The organism is Actinomyces sp. 594, from assembly GCF_019325145.1.
In the GTDB taxonomy this organism is placed as follows: Bacteria; Actinomycetota; Actinomycetes; order Actinomycetales; family Actinomycetaceae; genus Actinomyces.
On sequence record NZ_PIZC01000048.1, the window covers coordinates 168,158 to 183,565 of the forward strand.

Consider the following 15,408-nt stretch of genomic DNA (forward strand, 5'->3'; position numbering starts at 1 on the left):
GGGCGGGGCCGCCGACGTCGGGCCCGCGCGACCCGTGCACACCAGCCTCTGCGCCCGCGGTTGCCCGCCCGGCGGCCTCAGTCGTCGCGGCTGCGGCCGCGCAGGCCGGCACGCAGCACCTCCCGGTTCAGGGCGGCGATTGCCGTCAGCGGGATGCCCGCCGGGCAGGCCGGAACGCACTCCCCGTACAGAGAGCAGGGGCCGAAGATCTCATTGACCGTGCGCGCCATGCGCCGTGCCCGCCGGGAGCGCTCGTGGCGGCCCTGCGGCATGAGCGACAGGTGCGCCAGCTTCGCCCCGGCGAACAGCATGGCTGCGCCGTTGGGGCAGGCGGCCACGCATGCGCCGCAGCCGATGCAGGCGGCGAAGTCGAGCGCCTGCTCGGCCTGTAGGTAGGGCTGGGGCACGGAGTCGGCGTCGGGGGCGGTGCCCGCCGCCACGTCCACTGTTCCGCCCGCCCGGATCAGCTCGTCCAGGGCGGTGCGGTCCACCACCAGGTCGCGGATGACCGGGAAGGCTGCCGACCGCCACGGCTCCAGCCGGAAGCGCGTCACCCCGGGGAAGGCCCGCAGGTGCTGGCGGCAGGCGGGGGTGTTGTCCTGTGGCCCGTGCGGCTTGCCGTTGACCAGGAAGCCACACATGCCGCACACGCCCTCGCGGCAGTCGGACTCGAAGACGACCGGCTCGCCGCCGCCGGCAATGATCTGGTCGTTGAGCCGGTCCAGCAGCTCCAGCAGGCTCATCTCCGGCTCGGCGTCCTCCACCGTGTAGGACTCGAAGCGGCCGCGGGCACGCGGCCCGTCCTGCCGCCAGATCTCCAGTTCCACTCTCATCGGTAATCCCTCACCTGCATCGGTACCAGCGAGAAGCTCAGGGGTTCGCTCCGGCGCGTGTGCCGTCCGGAGGCGTCGGTCAGCCAGGCGGACACGGTGCACCACTGGGCGTCATCGCGCTTCGCCTCGCCCTCGGCGGTGGCGTACTCCTCCCGGAAGTGCGCCCCGGCGGACTCGCGCCGGTCCAGCGCGTCCAGGATCATCACCTCGGCCAGCTCCAGGAAGTCGGCCACGCGCAGCGCCTTCTCCAGCTCCTGGTTCAGGCGCTGCGGCCCGCCGACGATCTTCACGTCCGCCCAGAAGTCCTGGCGCAGCTCCCGCACCTGCTCCAGTCCGTGGCGCAGTCCCGCCTCGGAGCGGCTCACCCCGCAGTCGGCGTACAGGATCTCGCCCAGGCGCCGGTGGAACCAGACGGGCCGGTGCGTGCCGCCCACCGCCAGCAGCCGCTCCACCCTAGAGCGGGCGTCGGCGAGGGTGGTGGTCACCTCCGGGGCGTCGTCGGCGAGCACGCTGGTGCCCACCAGTCCGGCCAGGTAGTTCGGCACCGACAGCGGCAGCGTGAACCAGCCGTCCACGGATGCGCTCAGCAGCGAGTTGGCGCCCAGCCGGTTGGCGCCGTGGTAGTTGTTGGAAGCCTCCCCGCCCACGAACAGCCCCGGGATGGTGGACATCTGGTCGAAGTCCACCCACAGGCCGCCCATGGTGAAGTGGGCGCCCGGGGCGATGCGCATGGGCACCTCGTAGGGGTCCTCGCCGGTGGCGTCCAGGTACATGTCGAACAGGTTGCCGTAGCGGGCGGCGATCACCGGCTTGCCCAGGCGCTGTAGGGCGTCGCGGAAGTCCAGGTAGACGGAGTTGTGCAGCGGGCCGACGCCGTGCCCGGACTCGATCTGCTCGCGGGCGTTGCGGGAGGCGACGTCGCGCGGAGTGAGGTTGCCGAAGGCCGGGTACTTGCGCTCCAGGTAGTAGTCGCGCTCCTCCTCGGGGATGTCGTTCGGGGGCCGGTCGTCCCCGGCCCGCTTGGGCACCCAGATGCGCCCGTCGTTGCGCAGCGACTCGCTCATCAGCGTGGTCTTGGACTGCCAGTGCGAGCTGACCGGCAGGGCAGTGGGGTGGAACTGCACCATGCAGGCGGAGGCGAAGGCCGCGCCGCGGCGGTGGGCCCGCCAGGTGGCCGAGGCGTTGGAGGCCATCGCCAGGGTGGAGTAGTGGAAGACGCTGCCGTAGCCGCCGGTGGCCAGGACGACGGCGTGCGCCGTCCACGCCTGGATGTCACCGGTGAGCAGGTCGCGGGTGACGATGCCCTGGGCGCGGCCGTCGGCGACTATCAGGTCCAGCATCTCGGTGCGCGAGTGCATGTGCACGCTTCCGGCGTCGATCTGCTCCTGCAGTGCCTGGGCGCAGGCGACCTCCAGCTGCTGGCCGGTCTGCCCGCGCGTGTAGTAGGTGCGGGAGACCTGCACGCCGCCGAAGGAGCGGGTGGCCAGCTGGCCGCCGTACTCGCGGGCGAAGGGGGCGCCGATGGCGTACATGTGGTCGATGACCCGCACCGACTCCATCCCCAGGCGCACCACATCGGCCTCGCGGCCGCGGTAGTCGCCGCCCTTGACGGAGTCCTTGACGAAGCGGTTGAGGGAGTCGCCGTCCACCTTGCGGGCGCGCGCGGCGTTGATGCCGCCCTGTGCGGCCACGGAGTGGGCCCGGCGGGGCAGGTCGTGCAGGCTGAAGCACTCCACCCGGTAGCCAAGGCGTCCCAGGGTGGCGGCGGCCCCGCTGCCGGCCAGGCCCGTGCCGACGACGATCACGGTCAGGCGCCGCCGGTTGGCCGGGTTGACCAGCCGGTACTCGTCGCGCCGGCGCGTCCAAGCCTCTTGCGGGGGGCAGTCCGGCAGGTGCGGGTCCAGGTCGGGGCCGATGTCGTAGAGGTTGTCGACCGGGGGCGGTACGGGGCTCATGCGATCACTCCACTCAGTACCAGCAGGGGGAGCATGCCATTGCCGATGGCGATGGCCAGTGCGACGGCGATGGCGATTACCAGGCAGACGCGGCGTAGTCGGCTGCCTGTGCCGCCTAGGTCATTCACAACCGACCACAGGCCCTGCGCCAGGTGCGCCCCAATGGTCAGCATCACCAGGCTGTAGAAGATCGCCATCGGTGGGCGCGAGAGGCTGGCGATGAGGTTCTCGTAGGCGTAGGCGGTCATTTCCCCATCGGAGTGGGTGGCGGCCATGAAGCTGCCGGAGGCTACCAGGCGCCCGATAGTCAGGTCCAGCAGGTGTACCACGATGAAGGCCAGCAGCAGGCCGCCGGTGGCGATCATGGAGCGGGCGCCGAGCGCGCGGGGGCGCATGTTCTGCCGCCTGAAGGAACCGCGGGCGCTCCGTCCCCGCCGCCACAAGGTCACGCCGGCCGCTACGTGCAGGATCAGGCAGGTTCCCAGCACCAGCCGCAGAATCCACAGCACACCCTCGTGGGGGACGAGCGGGTAGCCGATCTCCCGTAGCCACGCGGCGTAGTTGTTGTAGGCCTCGGCTCCCTGGAAGGCCTTGAGGTTGCCGATCATGTGGACTAGCACGAACAGCGCCATGGCGGTGCCGGTGACTGCCATGGTGGTTTTCAGCGTGGTGAAGGAAGGGCGGGCGTGGTGTGTGGGACGGGGCGCAGGTAGGTCCCCGCGCGAGGGCGCGGAGGGAGAGTTGCCCGCAGGGGTGCGGGAGCGGGTGGATGTGGGCATCAGAGCTCCCCTCGACGGCGATGTCCGGCGGACGTCGACTCACGTCGACTCACTGTGTTCAGGCGCACATCCATCGTAATGCGTGTCACAAAAAATTGAACCCAGGTGAGTGCACGTCTTGCGCTGCGAGCCCAGATGTTTCGAATAGTGGCCGTCCTTGGTGTGGGACGTCTACACCGCGGCCGCGCCGCCGTGACGCGGCCGCGTACAAGCAGGCGTGTGCCTACAACCGGGACGATGTGGCCTGCGGGTCCAGCTCGATCCCCTTGCCTCCGCGGGACAGGGCCTCGACCGCCCCGGACTGGGAGTTACGGCGGAACAGCACATTCGAGGCGCCCGCCAGCTCGCTTGCGGCCACCACCCGGGGCTCCTTGAACAGCCCGTGCGATCCGGGGACCACTCCGCCCTGCGGCATTAGGGCGACCCGTGTGCCGGCGGTGACGAACAGGCCGGCCTCGACCACGCAGTCGTCGCCCAACGGAATGCCCAGGCCCGAGTTGGCGCCGAGCAGGCAGCGCTCGCCCAGTGCCACCCGGCGCCCGCTGCCGCCAGACGGCAGGCCCATCGTGGAGGCGCCGCCGCCGATGTCGGAGCCGTCTCCGATGACCACGCCCTGGGCGATGCTGCCCTCAACCATGGAACGTCCGAGCGTGCCCGCGTTGTAGTTGACGAAGCCGCCGTGCATCACCGTGGTGCCCGCTGACAGGTAGGCGCCCAGGCGCACGTTCGCGGCATCGCCGATGCGTACGCCGGACGGCAGCACGTAGTCCGTCATACGGGGGAACTTGTCTACGGACAGCACCTGCACGGGGCGGCCCAGGGAGGCCTGCAGGCGGATGCGCGTGTCGCCGAAGTTCTCCACCGAACAGGGCCCCGCCGAGGTCCACACCACATTGGGCAGGCGGGAGAACAGGCCATCAAGATTGATGGTGTTGGGGCGCACCAGCCGGTGGGAGAGCATGTGCAGGCGCAGGTAGGCGCCCGCCACCGTCTGCGGGGCGTCGTCCAGGTCGGCGGAGGTGCGCACCACCGTGGTGTGCACGCCACGGGCGGGGTCGCGGCGCTCCATGGAGCTGAGCGTGGCCAGCAGGTCGGAGTCGCCATCGGCAGGCGCCTGGCCCAGGACCGGCCGCGGGTACCACACGTCCAGGGTGTTGCCGTCGTCGGTTACGGTCGCTAGGCCGAGACCCCATGCGCTGCGAGTTGTCATGGACGCACCATACGGGACGGCGGGCGGTGGCGCACGATACGCCGCGGCAGCTGCACGCGACCGGCAGGCCGCGACGTCGGGCGCGTCGCCAATGCGGGGGCGGGCGTGCGAGAATCGCGGTATGGCGCGTACCACCATCCACCTAATGCGGCACGGCGAGGTCCACAACCCCGAGGGTGTGCTTTACGGGCGCCTGCCCGGCTACCACCTGTCCGACCTCGGACGAAAGATGGCCGACCAGGTTGCCGACGTGCTTTCCGCCTCCGGTCACGACATCGCCGCCGTGATCACCTCGCCCCTGGAGCGGGCGCGCGAGTCAGGTGCGCCCACGGCGCAGGCCTTCGGTCTCACTCCCAGTTGCGATGCCCGCCTGATCGAGGCCGATAACCACTTCGAGGGCGTGCCCGTGAACCGGGACCGCACGCTCCTGGCCCGCCCAGAGCACTGGCGCTATTACGTGAATCCGCTGCGCCCCAGCTGGGGGGAGCCGTACACCCAGCTGGTGGCCCGCATGAGTGACGCCGTGCGTGCAGCCATCCCGCAGGTGGAGGGGCGCGAGGCACTGCTGGTATCGCACCAGTTGCCCGTGTGGGCGTTGCGCCTGCGCCTGGAGGGGCGTCCCCTGGCGCACGACCCGCGCCGCCGCCAGTGCGCTCTGGCCTCCCTGACCTCGCTCACCTTTGACGGGCGCACCCTGGTGGGGCTGTCCTACTGGGAGCCCGCCGGGGACCTGCTGCGCCGCGCCGAGGACATGGTGCCGGGAACCTCTGCCGCCGCCGAGAAGATCGGGTCCGGCGAGGCCGAGAGTCCCGACGCGGACGATGCCGAGCGCACCACGCAGGACGCATGACCGGCACGCCCGTGCCACCAGGGCCGGCCTGGCCCGAAGACAGTGGTTCCCTGCGGGCGACTGCGTCTGGTTCGGGCGCGGGCGAGCTGGTGCCCGCTCGCGCAGCTGACGTCGTTCCCGCCACCCCGTCACGTCCGGCCCCGCAGCGTCCCTGGACCGGGCAGGACTTCGTGTGGTGGAACACCGCCGGCGTGCTTACCGCGCTGCGGTCCGGACGCCGCCCCAACCCCGTTTCCCCGGTGGTTGACCCCATTCGTGCTGTCTTCTCCGGTGAGGAGCGCATGCTGGCCACTTGCGATGCGGAGATGCTGGTGTGGCGGCGTGGCGACGCCACCTACAACCCCTCCCGGGGCTTCTTCCTGGCCGGCGGGCCGGTGGGGTTGGCGCTGACCGCCGCCTTCTTCGGTGGACAGGCCTACGTCAACTCCCGGCGCAAGCGGGCCGCGGAGGCGGACGCCGTGGAGAAGTGGCGGCATTTGGCCTACGCCCGGCTGACGGTGTCCACTCATGGCATCTACCTGGGGACGGGCGAGGGCGTCTTGCCGATCGCCTTCTCCGATGTGCAGGAGGTGCAGCTGACCGGTGTGGGTGAGGTGGTGATGGCGGCGGCCAACGCCTCCGGGTCGGCGCGGTGGAAGCTGCGCGCCCAGTGGGCGGAGCTGGTGCTGGTGATGTGGGCGGCGCAGTACCTGCCCGGTCACCCCCAGCTGGTGGGCCGCACCTGGCTGCCGGCGGACTGGTTCACGCATGCCGCAGCCTGGGGCTACGCCGTAGACACCTCCAACTGGCCCCGCTACCAGCCGCGTGCCCTGGACTGACGGGGTTGGTGCGCGTGTGTCGCGTGAGCGCATATTCTCGGCTACGTGCAGCACTCCGGCCTCCCCGCCTTCCTAGACCGCCAGACGATTCGTGATTCCTTGCAGGAGTTCGCGGTTCACTGGCGCTCCCGCATCGACGAGTGGAACGCGGCCGACATGGGGCACCTGGAGAAGTCCTACGCCCAGCCGTTCTGGTCCTCCTTCCTACGCTGCTTCGGCATTTCTGCCGAACGCATGAATATCTTTGAGCAGGACGCGCGTCGCGCCTCCACAGGTAACACCGGCTATATCGACGCCTTCTGGCCGTCGGTGTTCCTGGGCGAGGCCAAGAGCCCTGGCGAGGACTTGGACAAGGCTTACGGGCAGGCGCTTGACTACCTCAGTGGCGGTTCAATCAAGCCGACCGAGTTTCCGAAATACGTCCTCGTTGTTGACTTCGAGCGCTTCCGGCTCACCCGCCTAGGGGCGCCAGAGGAGCGTTCAACGACGCTGTTCTCTCTGACAGAGCTACCCGACCACGTGGATGAGCTCCTCTTCCTTGCCGGTATGGAGACGATCACTAAGGCGGAGGAAGAAGAAGCCTCTATCAACGCCTCCAAGCTCATGGCCCAGATGTACACGGCCATGCTTTCCGACGACGCCGATGAAGCGGTTGGCGAGGCCGCCGCGGTTGATCCCTCCGAGGAGGACGAGGCCGTCCAGCGCACCTCCATGTGGCTGACCAGGCTACTTTTCCTACTGTTCGGCGACGACGCCGGCCTGTGGGAGGCCGACCTGTTCTACCGCTTCGTGCTGCATGAGACGACGCCGGCGACACTCGGCCCACAGTTGCGAACCCTGTTCGACGTGTTGAACACGCCCGAGCACAAGCGCTCCCGCAACACCCCCGACCTCATGGCGCGCTTCCCCTACGTCAACGGTTCGCTGTTCGCCGAGCCGCTGCCGCCGGAGTTCTTCACCGAGCGCATGCGCGACGCCCTGCTGGAGGCCTGCCGCTTCCAGTGGACCCGCATCAGCCCCGCTGTCTTCGGAGCCATGTTCCAGCTGGTCAAGTCCAAGGAGGCCCGTCGCGCGGCGGGCGAGCACTACACCAGCGAGACCAACATACTGAAGGTGATCGAGCCACTATTCCTGGACGATCTGCGTGGCGAGGCCGATCGCCTGATGCGCAACAAGTCCACGAGCTTGAAGGCGCTGCGCGACTTCCGTGACTCCCTCGCCGCCATGACCTTCCTCGATCCGGCCTGCGGGTGCGGCAACTTCCTCGTGGTGGCCTACCGCGAGCTGCGGCGCATCGAGACCGACATCATTGCCCGGATCCGTGAGATAGAGGGCCAGACCACCGGCTCCTTGGACGCCTCCCTGGATCAGAAGCTGTCCATCGGCCAGTTCTACGGCTTCGAGATCAACTGGTGGCCGGCCAAGATCGCCGAGACCGCTATGTTCCTGGTTGATCACCAGGCCAACCGGGAGCTGGCCGCCCGCATCGGTCAGGCACCCGAGCGCCTGCCCATCAAGACAACCGCCCATATCACCCACGGCGACGCTCTGGAACTCGACTGGGAGCAGGCGCTCGCCGCACATGAGTCACTGCGCCCAACGGTTACCTACGTGTTTGGTAATCCGCCGTTCCTAGGGGACCACACCCGCACGAAGGCGCAACTAGCCCAGCTCCAGAGCGCGTGGGGTGGCGAGAAGACGCTCTCCCGCCTTGACTATGTGACCGCCTGGCATGCCAAGACCCTCGGACTGATGATGGACAGGCACGGCGAGTGGGCCTTCGTGACGACTAACTCCATCACCCAGGGAGACCAGACCGCTCGGTTGTTCGCTCCGATTTTCGATGCCGGCTGGCACGTTAAGTTCGCACACCGCACCTTCGCCTGGGACTCCGAAGCGCCCGGGCAGGCGGCGGTCCATTGTGTCATCGTGGGCTTCACCCGCAATCCCGATGCACGCAGGCGTTTGTGGGACTACGCGACGCCGAAGAGTCGGCCTGAGGAGCTAACGGTCAGGCGTGGCATCAACGCCTATCTGATCGACGGCCCCAATGTGCTTGTGGAGAAGCGGAGGCAGCCATTGAGCTCCGTGACGCCGATGCTCTACTACGGGTCGAAGCCTAGCGATGGTGGCAACTTTGTCATCGATGAGGCCACGTACCCGGAGATTGTGGTGGATCCGGTTGCGGCTAAGTACTTGCGCCCCTACGTGGGGTCAAGGGAGCTGATCCGGGGAGGGCGGCGCTGGTGCCTGTGGCTGAAGGACATGGATCCAACGGATGTCAATCGATCCAGTATCTTGCGCGATCGCATCCAGAAAGTGGCGGCATTCAGGGCCGCATCGGCTGCTGCCAGCACCAGGCAGTACCCGTACCACCACATGTTCCGGCAGTACGGCCTTGTCAGTGAAGAGCCTTATATAGGGCTGCCCGAGGTCAGTTCGGAGAATCGCCGCTACCTGCCGGTGGCCTACCTCGAGGCTAATGTGATCATCTCAAACAAGGTCTACGGTGCGCCTGATGACGGGGGCCTGCTGTTCGCGCTTGCGAGTTCGTCCATGTTCATCACCTGGATGCGCGCGGTGGGCGGTCGTATGAAGTCGGACTTGAGTCTGTCGAGCACCATTACTTGGAACAACTTCCCCGTTCCTGATCTGGGCGATAAGACTCGCGGCGCGCTGATTGAGGCAGGCAAGGGCGTCCTCGCGGCTCGCGCGCTTCATCCGGAACGCTCGCTGGCTGAGCACTATGGGCTCGTGATGGACAAGGCGCTGATCGACGCTCACAACAAGTTGGATCGGGTGATGGACAAGGCGATGGGCGCCCCGCGCAAGCTCACCACCGACGCCCAGCGTCTCGAGATCCTCTTCGCCAACTACGCACGCATGATCGACGCCCAGCAGCGGTGAGGCCAGGGGCGAGGCGAGTAGCTGGCCAGCCGTCGACACTCCAACTGGCCCCGCTACCAGCCGCGTGCCCTGGACTGAGCCAGGCTAGGTGTGGGATCATGACAGGGAGCCGAGCGGCGGCAACCGCCCGACTCCCCGGGAAACCGGGTGTCGCTCAGTGTCTTAAGACACTGAGAAGAGCTGTCAGGGCCCAGATCAATGGCGGAGTCGTTTGGACCACGGTCCGCCAAATCTGGGCCCTTTGCTCACCCGTCATCCCCTTCCGCTTCTGCGCCTTGCGGCGGTGCTTCCGCTTCTTGGATGACATGCCCAGTCTCACCTCCTTACGGTGCGCTCCCCGGCTGAGCTGTGCTGAGTCGTTCCGGGGATGCGCCGTGGAGGCAGGTCAATCATCGCAGAAGCACTGCCTATGCGGGTTCTATGGCCTGTTGACAGACCGGTTTGTGCACGCCGCCGCCTAGGGCTATGCGGTGGACACTTCCGACTGGCCCCGCTAACAGTGTCCTGGGCTGACGCGCCCGCGTGGGTGAAGCCGTGGCGGCGGCAGCCTCACGGGAGTGAGTTATTCGGCCTGGGCTATTCGGTCTGGTGAGTGGCGACGGCACGGCCGCGTGCGGTACTCACGGCGAAGGCGGCCAAGCCGATCGCCAGGCTTGCCGCCGCGATCATGGCCCAGCGCCCCGGGTAGGCGCCCGCCGCCTGAATCCAGCCCCACGGCGCCAGCTGCCACAGCGGTGTCGCCACCAGCACTTCATTGCCGTCGATGATCAGGCCCATTAGGAACAGACCCACGCCCACGCCGACCGTCACCGCCATACCGGCCACCTGTGCCAGCGCATGCGCGAGCGCCGCCAGCATGAAGACCACAAAGGGCATCACCATGAACACGTACACGGGTGCGCCCAGTCCGCCCAGTTCGGAGTCGGTGGGGAACAGCGGCGCCCCCAGGCGGGCGATGGCCCATGCTGGGATCAGCGCCACAGCCAGCACCACCATCGCCCAGGTCAGCGTCGACGCCGCCAGAACAGCCGGTCGGGCCCGCAGTACTAGGCCCCGCCAGGCGTCGGCCTGCGCCCGCCACGCCGTCGCCCCCGCCACCCAGGCGGCTATCGGCGCGCCCGCCAGGGTGAACAGCGGCAGCGCATAAGCGGCGGAGTAGACCGCCTGCGTCAGCGCCAGGAGCCCTAGCAGCACGGCCGTCAGCACCGCCCACAGCCGCCAGGGCAGGCCAAGGGCCACCGCGCGAAAGGTACTGCGCGAACCCGGTGCCGCCAGGGCATCCACTACCACTTGGGGCAGGCCCCGTGGCGCGTGCCCATCGTGAGCCGACGGGATCGGAGGGTCGGCAGCGAAGGCATGGGCGGCACTGACGGCGTGATCCGGTGAGAGCAGCGGTCCGCCAGGCCCGGACTGCACCGAGCCCGAAGCATCTGGCACGCTTGCCGGTACCGCTAGCACGTCCCCCGAATCGTGCGGGGCAGGTTCGGCAGCCCGTGTACGCGACCAGAAACCCGCGCTAAGAGCGGCCCGGCGCCTACCGGCGAGCGTCCCCACCGCCCGGCGCGTGCCCGTGAGCGCACTGGCTCGCTGCGCCCCCAGTAGTACGGCGCCGACGCCGAGCAGGCACAGCCCGGCGCTGCCCAGCACGCCCGGCGCCACCGGGTAGTCCCACACCGGCGAGCCCGGCTCCAGGGAGATGCCGTTGGCGTGCACCTCCAGCAGCGGCAGGGTCGGGCGCATCGCCCAGGTCCACGGCCGTGCCCACCAGGTCGGCGTCTCCGCCTGCAGCGCGCCCGCGGCCGACCACACCAGCGCCAGCGCCGGGGCCAGACCGACGGCGATGCCACCAAGCCACTGGCCCAGGGCCAGCCCCCACACGCTCGCACCGGTGACCGACACCCACATCACCAAGGCGAACAACAGGTACTGGGACCATGGCCCCCAGCCGGCGCCGCGAATGAGTGCGTCGATGACGAGCGGGGCCAGGAGGAGTGCCTGCGACGCCAATGCCGAGGCGGCCAGCACGATCACCCGCGCCGCCACGGTCAGTGCCGGGGCCACGCCCCGCCAGGCGGTTCCGCCGGCCCGGTGGCGCCGTTCGCGCCAAGCCGCCATCGCGCCGGCCAGTGCCCCCATGGGCAGGGCGAAGGCGGCGGGGTAGGGGTTCAGCCACGGCAGCACGCCGTCGTTCCAGCCGTCGGCGGTAAGGGCGGCATGCGCCACCAGCAGGGCGTGCAGGGAGAAGATCACCACGGCCACCGGAATGCCCCAGGTGGCGGTGCGGCGGCTGCGCCCCAGCTCCGCGCGCAGCACGGCCCCGAGCCCCGGCAGGCGACGCGGACGGGCACCCGGCAGTGATTCCACTCGGGTTGTGACGGATGCTGAGGTTGCAGTGCTCATCGCCGCACCTCCTGCCCGTGGCTGTCCGCTCCACCGGTGACGGCGGCGAGGAAGGCATCCTCCAGGTCCTGGCCGGCTGCCGCGAACTCAGCCAGCGGCCCCTCGTAGACCATGCGCCCGCCCGCAAGCACCCCGACGTCGTCGCAGGTGCGAGCCATCTCCCCGAGCACATGGCTGGACACTATGACGGTGCGCCCGCCCGCGGCGAGCTCACGCAGCAGGTCGCGCAGCCAGATGATGCCCTGCGGGTCCAGGCCGCTCTGCGGCTCGTCCAGCACCAGCACCTCCGGGTCGCCCAGCAGCGCCATCGCTAGGGCCAGGCGTACCTTCATACCGGTGGAGAAGCTTCCGGCCCGCTTGCGGCCGGCCTGCCCCAGGCCGACCTGTTCCAACAGTGGGTCGATCACCTCGACGGCGGTGCCGGTGAGCAGGCAGTGGATGCGTAGGTTGCGGCGGGCGGACAGCTGCGGGTAGAACGCGGGGCCATTGATACTGGCTCCCACGTGGCTGAGGCTCTCGCGGTCAAGGGGCCTGCCCAGTACCTCGATCGTGCCGGCGTTGGGACGCAGCAGCCCCAGGGCGGTGTTGAAGGTCGTGGACTTGCCGGCGCCGTTGAGCCCCAGCAGGCCGTAGACCCGCCCCGGGCGGGCGGTCAGGCTGAGACCCGTAAGGACCCGCTGTCGGCCGTAGCTCACCTCCACATTTCGCAGCGCCAGCCCGGGCGGGGCGGTGAGGTCCGCGGCCGACCGGGATGGGGCGACGCTGGCGGCGGGAGATGATGGGGGCGGTGACAATGGTGCTGTGGTCATGGGCCCAGAATCGGCCCGGGCACTCGCAGGCGGATCCCCACAAGGGACACGACCAGAACCGCTGGCCGCACGTCGACCTCCCCCGATAGGGGGATGAGGCGGCTACTGCCTACCGATCCGCGTCAACCATCCCGGTCCGCAGCGCGTGGATAACCAGCTCCACCCGGTTGCGGCAGCCGGTGCGACCGAGCAGCGCCTTGACATGGGTCTTCACGGTCGACTCGGCGATGTACAGGCGGGCTGCGATCTCCGGGTTGGTCATTCCCCGGCAGACCAGTTCAAGCACGTCGCGCTCGCGGCCGGTCAGTGCCTCGCCTGGCAGCAGCCCAATCACGGTGCGGGGAACTCCGGCGGGCTTCGCGCCGAGCGGGGGAGAGGCGGGAACGTTGGCCGAATCTACTTCCACGACCGGACCGCCTGCGGGCTGCTCGGGCCGTCCCTCCAGCGCGCCCAACACGTACGGGGTGATGACCGGGTCCAGCCAGGCCCGACCGGCGCCGACGGCGCGAACCGCTGCCAGTAGCTCCTCCGGGCCGGAGTCCTTCAGCAGGAATCCGACTGCGCCGGCCCGCAACGCCCCCAGCACTAGCTCCTCCTCCTGGAAGGTGGTGAGCATGAGTACCCGTGTGGGGCTGTCGCCGTCACGGCCGCTCAGGCCGGGATCGGACAGCAGCAGCCGGGTGGCCGCAATGCCGTCCAGCCCCGGCATGCGGATGTCCATAAGCACCACATCGGCCGGCTCGCCACGGTCCCGGGCACGGCGCAGCGCGTCCAACGCCGCCCGCCCGTCGTTGGCGGTTGCCACCACGGTCATATCCGCCTGCGCGTCCAGCAGGGACCGAAAGGCCGCGACCAGGAGCTGCTGGTCGTCTACGACGGCGATGCGCACATGGCCGGCGGTCATGGTTGCTCCTGTCCCGGCGGTGCAGCTGCGGGCGCCGCCGCGCCCGGGCGGGTGACATCAGGCGTAGACGCCACCGGGAAGACGGCGGACAGTAGGAAGTAAGCGCCGTCGCCGCTTGGACCGGCCTCCAGGTGGCCGCCGGCCAGGCGCAGCCGCTCGGCCATGCCGGTCAGACCGTGCCCGGGGCCATCATGGCTAGCATGCGTCTTCCCGCGCTCGCCTTCCGCAACCGTGCTGAAATCACCCCGGGGCTGCGGGTTGGTGACCCGCACCTCGCATCTGCCGCCTTGCGCGGCCACGGTCAGGTGGGCGGTGCCGCAGCCGTGCCTGACCGCATTGGTCAGGCCCTCGGAGACCACCCGATTCAGTGTCAGCCGCTGCAGCGCCGTCCAGGATCCGTTCCAGGTGGCAAGCTCTGCCGCGTCGGGTAGGGCGGCCTTGACCTCCATGCCGGTACCGCGTGCCTGCTCCACCAGCGCCGGCAGGCCAGTCAGGTCCGCCGCCGGGGCCAGCGCGCCCGGGCCGGACGAACTGCGCAACAGCGCCACCAGCTCGCGGGTGGAGGCGAGTGCCGCCGCAGAGGCGTCCCGCACCGCCGTCAGGGACTCACGGGCCGCCTCTGGCGTGCCCAGGGCGAGCCCGGTGTCGGCCTGTACCTTCACCACGGTCAGGCCGTGGCCGACCAGGTCATGCAGTTCCCGCGCAATGGTCAGGCGCTCCGCGGACACCGCCTGTGCTGCCGCCAGCCGGGCTGCTGCCGCGACGGCCCGGTCCACGGACTCCGCGGCCGCGCGCCGACGCAGCGCCCCCAGGTAGGTGCTGGTTACCACCAGCACGCAGGCCAGGGAGAATCCGAAAGGCGGATAATTGAACATATGCGCGGTGTGCGGGTTGAACGAGTACACCGTCTGCGGGTTGATCACCGCCCCGACCAGCGCCGCCAGGAGCGCCACCACGCCCCAGCGGCGGTCAGGGGCCCAGCGGGCAAGTGCGTGCAAGGCCGCCGGCACCGCCACAATGACCGGCGACAGGCCAAGACTTACTGGCGTAAAGCGCAGCAGCACCACATACGCCACCATGGCGAGGTAGACCGCCACGCCCGAGGCCACGGGGGCGCGATGACGGAAGGGCTGGGCGGCGGCCACTGCCACGGCGACCAAGGTGTTCAATACATAGGCCGGATGCGGTCCCCAGGTGGTTACCAGCGTCGAGTCCGCCGCCACAACTACCAGCAGCAGGGCAGTGAGCACCGCGTCACTGAGTGGAATCCGGTACTCACCCAGACCGATCAGGCGGCAGCTCCGCCGCCAGTCCAGGGCAGTGGGCAGCGGCGCGTCCGCGCGTGTATTGGTGGCCGGGGGAGCAGCCGGATCAAGGCGGCCGGCTGAGCGAGCTGAGCCAGCTGAGTCAGTGGCGGGCGCGGGCGCTGCCGGGGAGGCCGCGGGGACGGTGCCGGCGGTGCTCACGGCGTCGGGGAGTCATCCGAGGCAACTTCCGGTCCCTCTCCAGCGCCGCTGCCGTCGGAGCCCCCACCAGGGTTCTCGGCATCCCCGTCCGCCGCGCCGCCGCGCCCAGCGGCGGGCTTGTCATCCCGGCGACGACGCCGAATATCCCGCTCCAGGCGGGCGAGGAACTCCGGATCGTCATCGGGCGCCACCGGGCGGGGACGCTCCGCCAGGTGCAGTTCCACACGCTCCTTGGAGGACCACACGGTCCGCTCGATCTCGCCGCCGCGCTCCTCCGCGGCCCGCACACGGGAGGTAATGATCCAGGCGATCGGCCCCACCCCGGTGATCAGCAGGATGATCAGGATCCACATGGGCTTGGGCAGGCGTGCGGGCATGTTCTCCGACGGAGTGCGCACGCAGTCGATGACGGCATACAGATCCAGCGCCAGTACGAGGATGTAAGGGACAGCACGCACGTATCTACCCTAACCTTTC

Annotated in this window: 12 protein-coding genes; 3 read left to right on the forward strand and 9 right to left on the reverse strand. The window is 69.4% G+C overall.

Going from position 1 to position 15,408, the window contains the following annotated elements:
• Window positions 1-77: 77 nt before the first annotated feature.
• The 4 genes from GZ998_RS08490 to dapD all read right to left on the reverse strand — a co-directional run bounded on the left by GZ998_RS08490 (window position 78) and on the right by dapD (window position 4,777).
• Window positions 78-833, reverse strand: a complete 756-nt coding sequence (locus GZ998_RS08490) for a succinate dehydrogenase/fumarate reductase iron-sulfur subunit (RefSeq protein ID WP_161923658.1) — start codon at window positions 831-833, stop codon at window positions 78-80.
• On the reverse strand, window positions 830-2,788 hold the full coding sequence (locus GZ998_RS08495) for a fumarate reductase/succinate dehydrogenase flavoprotein subunit (RefSeq protein WP_219109588.1): 1,959 nt from the start codon (window positions 2,786-2,788) through the stop codon (window positions 830-832). Before GZ998_RS08495 ends, GZ998_RS08490 begins: the two co-directional genes overlap by 4 nt.
• A complete protein-coding gene (locus GZ998_RS08500; RefSeq protein WP_219109589.1) occupies window positions 2,785-3,567 on the reverse strand; it encodes a succinate dehydrogenase cytochrome b subunit in 783 nt (260 codons plus the stop codon). The genes GZ998_RS08495 and GZ998_RS08500 overlap by 4 nt, the downstream gene beginning before the upstream one ends.
• 223 nt (window positions 3,568-3,790) lie before the next feature.
• Entirely contained in the window at window positions 3,791-4,777 is a 987-nt protein-coding gene (dapD, locus tag GZ998_RS08505; protein WP_161923660.1) for a 2,3,4,5-tetrahydropyridine-2,6-dicarboxylate N-succinyltransferase, read from the reverse strand.
• A gap of 121 nt (window positions 4,778-4,898) precedes the next feature.
• On the opposite strand from dapD, the gene GZ998_RS08510 reads away from it, so the two are divergent.
• From GZ998_RS08510 to GZ998_RS13135, 3 genes are read left to right on the forward strand one after another with little or no spacing between them, the layout of a single operon-like run.
• Window positions 4,899-5,627, forward strand: a complete 729-nt coding sequence (locus GZ998_RS08510) for a histidine phosphatase family protein (protein WP_162679124.1) — start codon at window positions 4,899-4,901, stop codon at window positions 5,625-5,627.
• Window positions 5,624-6,445 (forward strand): hypothetical protein, encoded by an 822-nt coding sequence (locus GZ998_RS08515; protein ID WP_257505668.1) that lies wholly within the window; start codon window positions 5,624-5,626, stop codon window positions 6,443-6,445. Before GZ998_RS08510 ends, GZ998_RS08515 begins: the two co-directional genes overlap by 4 nt.
• Before the next feature lie 45 nt (window positions 6,446-6,490).
• The gene (locus tag GZ998_RS13135; RefSeq protein WP_257505670.1) at window positions 6,491-9,352 is read left to right on the forward strand and encodes a DNA methyltransferase; all 2,862 of its coding nucleotides are present in this window, start codon (window positions 6,491-6,493) and stop codon (window positions 9,350-9,352) included.
• Between the two features lie 576 nt (window positions 9,353-9,928).
• Here GZ998_RS13135 and GZ998_RS08525 read toward each other — a convergent pair.
• The 5 genes from GZ998_RS08525 to GZ998_RS08545 form a co-directional block, all read right to left on the reverse strand.
• The gene (locus GZ998_RS08525) at window positions 9,929-11,752 is read right to left on the reverse strand and encodes a hypothetical protein (protein WP_219109590.1); all 1,824 of its coding nucleotides are present in this window, start codon (window positions 11,750-11,752) and stop codon (window positions 9,929-9,931) included.
• Entirely contained in the window at window positions 11,749-12,561 is an 813-nt protein-coding gene (locus GZ998_RS08530) for an ABC transporter ATP-binding protein (RefSeq protein WP_219109591.1), read from the reverse strand. The genes GZ998_RS08525 and GZ998_RS08530 overlap by 4 nt, the downstream gene beginning before the upstream one ends.
• A 109-nt stretch (window positions 12,562-12,670) precedes the next feature.
• Window positions 12,671-13,465 (reverse strand): response regulator transcription factor, encoded by a 795-nt coding sequence (locus tag GZ998_RS08535; RefSeq protein WP_162679120.1) that lies wholly within the window; start codon window positions 13,463-13,465, stop codon window positions 12,671-12,673.
• Entirely contained in the window at window positions 13,462-14,931 is a 1,470-nt protein-coding gene (locus GZ998_RS13140; RefSeq protein WP_219109592.1) for a histidine kinase, read from the reverse strand. Before GZ998_RS13140 ends, GZ998_RS08535 begins: the two co-directional genes overlap by 4 nt.
• Window positions 14,928-15,389, reverse strand: a complete 462-nt coding sequence (locus tag GZ998_RS08545) for a PLD nuclease N-terminal domain-containing protein (protein WP_219109593.1) — start codon at window positions 15,387-15,389, stop codon at window positions 14,928-14,930. Before GZ998_RS08545 ends, GZ998_RS13140 begins: the two co-directional genes overlap by 4 nt.
• Window positions 15,390-15,408: the final 19 nt, after the last annotated feature.